The sequence below is a fragment of the Streptomyces bobili genome (genome assembly GCF_002154575.1).
In the GTDB taxonomy this organism is placed as follows: Bacteria; Actinomycetota; Actinomycetes; order Streptomycetales; family Streptomycetaceae; genus Streptomyces; species Streptomyces bobili.
In genome coordinates this window covers 1-2168 of record NZ_MUBA01000857.1, presented here as the reverse complement: position 1 = coordinate 2168, position 2168 = coordinate 1, and the positions used below count along the sequence as shown (strand labels likewise).

The 2168-nt window shown below is 72.9% G+C and carries 1 protein-coding gene and 1 pseudogene; both read left to right on the top strand.

The features are described 5' to 3' along the window. The coding region (locus BZL64_RS38270) for an ABC transporter permease (RefSeq protein ID WP_086773517.1) at window positions 1-1930 on the top strand (1930 nt) is incomplete at its 5' end. An 8-nt stretch (window positions 1931-1938) separates the two neighbouring features. Continuing rightward, window positions 1939-2168: pseudogene (locus BZL64_RS38265) on the top strand (hypothetical protein); the annotation flags it as partial.

Sequence of the window (2168 nt, the reverse complement as noted above, 5' to 3'; positions counted from 1 at the left end):
GACCGGCCGCACGAGGCCGGCACCGCAGCGCCCCTCCGCGGTGGCCAACCCCGCCGTGACCGGGACGTTCCGGCGCCCCACCACCGTCCGCCCCCTGCCCACCCGCACCGTCCGCATCGGCCGCGCCCCCGACAACGACCTGGTCCTCGACGACCTCGTCGTCTCCCGTCGGCACGCCGAACTGCGCGCCCTGCCCGACGGCAGTTACGAGATCGCCGACCTCGGCAGCCACAACGGCACCTACCTCAACGGCCTGCCCGTCACCGCCGCCCCCCTCGCCCCCGGCGACATCGTCGGCATCGGCCACTCGGCGTTCTGCCTGGTCGGCGACGAACTCCAGGAGTACGTCGACACCGGCGAGGTCTCCCTCGACGTGCAGGACCTCACCGTCGCCGTCGACCGCGGCCGCAAGGTCCTCCTCGACCACGTGTCGTTCCCGGTGGGGGAGAAGTGTCTGCTCGCGGTCGTCGGACCCAGCGGCGCGGGCAAGTCCACCCNNCTGGTCCCGCAGGACGACATCCTGCACGCCCAGCTCACCGTCCGCGCCGCCCTCACCTACGCCGCCGAGCTGCGCTTCCCCCAGGACACCGCCAAGGCCGAGCGCCGGGCGCGCGTCGAGGAGGTCATCCGCGAACTGGGCCTCGAACAGCGCGCCGACCAGCATGTGCACAGCCTCTCCGGCGGCCAGCGCAAACGCGTCAGCGTCGCCCTGGAACTGCTGACCAAACCGTCCCTGCTCTTTCTCGACGAGCCGACCTCCGGACTCGACCCCGGCATGGACCGCTCGGTGATGCACATGCTGCGCGGCCTCGCCGACGACGGCCGCACGGTCGTCGTCGTCACCCACAGCGTCCTGAGCCTCGACGTCTGCGACCGCCTCCTCGTCCTCGCGCCCGGCGGCCGGATCGCCTACTACGGCCCGCCCGACGACGCCCTCGCCTACTTCGGTTTCGCGGACTGGCCCGAGGCCTTCGAGGCCTTCGAACGGGACCAGGACCGCGACTGGGCCGGCGAGTACGCGGCCTCCGCCTCGCACCGCCGGTACGTCGTCGACTCCAGCGCCCAGCCCCTGCTGCCCCGCTCCGGCCCGGTCGTCGTACCGGCGCCGCCCCGGCCGCGCAGCCGCAGCGCCCAGCTCGGCACCCTGGTCCGCCGCTACACGGCCGCGCTGAGTGCCGACCGCACCTTTCTGGCCATCATGATCGCCCTGCCGTTCGTGATGGGAGCCATGGCCCGTGCCCTCGCCGGCAGTCAGCTCACCCGGGACACCGCGATGAACGCGCTGCTGATCCTGTGCGTCGGCGGTGTCCTCACCGGTGCCGCCAACGCCGTACGCGAACTCGTCAAGGAGCGGGTGATCTACCAGCGCGAACGCGCCGTCGGCCTGTCCAGATCGGCGTACCTGATGTCGAAGGTCGTCGTCCTGGGGGCGGTGACCGTCGTGCAGGCGATCGTGCTGACGCTCGTCGCCCTGCTCGGCGTCGACCTCAACGCACCGGGCGGGGAGGGCGTGCTGATGCCTCCGCTCGTCGAGATCACCGTCGCCGTCGCCCTGCTCGCCTTCACCGCGATGATGCTCGGCCTGGTGGTCTCCGCGCTGGTGCGCAAGGAGGAGGTGACGATGCCGCTGCTGGTGCTCCTCGCCATCGTCCAGGTCGTCTTCTGCGGCGCCCTGCTGTCGCTGGACGGCGTGCCGGGCCTGGAGCAGCTCGCCTGGCTCATCCCCTCCCGCTGGGCGTTCGGCGCGATGGCCGGCACCCTCGACCTCGCCCGGATCGTGCCCGGCGACCTCACCGGCGACCCGCTGTTCGCGCACTCGGCGGGCGTGTGGCTGCTCGACGTGGGCATGCTCGTCGTCCTCTCGGCCGTCTTCGGATACCTGGTCGCCCGGCTGCTGCGCCGGCACGAGCCCGCCGTGATGCGGAAGTAGGCCTTTCGATGACGACCCCCGGCTTCCGGCCCACGCATGTCGTCCCCCAGCAGGGCATGCCCGCCTGGGAGGCCCCCGACCCGGCCCGGCCCACCGTCGCCCTCGATCCGCTGCTGCCCGTCCGGCTCGTCGAGCGGCGCGGCGACTGGGGACACGTGCTGTGCTCCAACGGCTGGTCGGCCTGGGTGGACGGCCGCCACCTCGTCGCCGTGCCCCAGGACCCGCCCCTCTCCGGCGA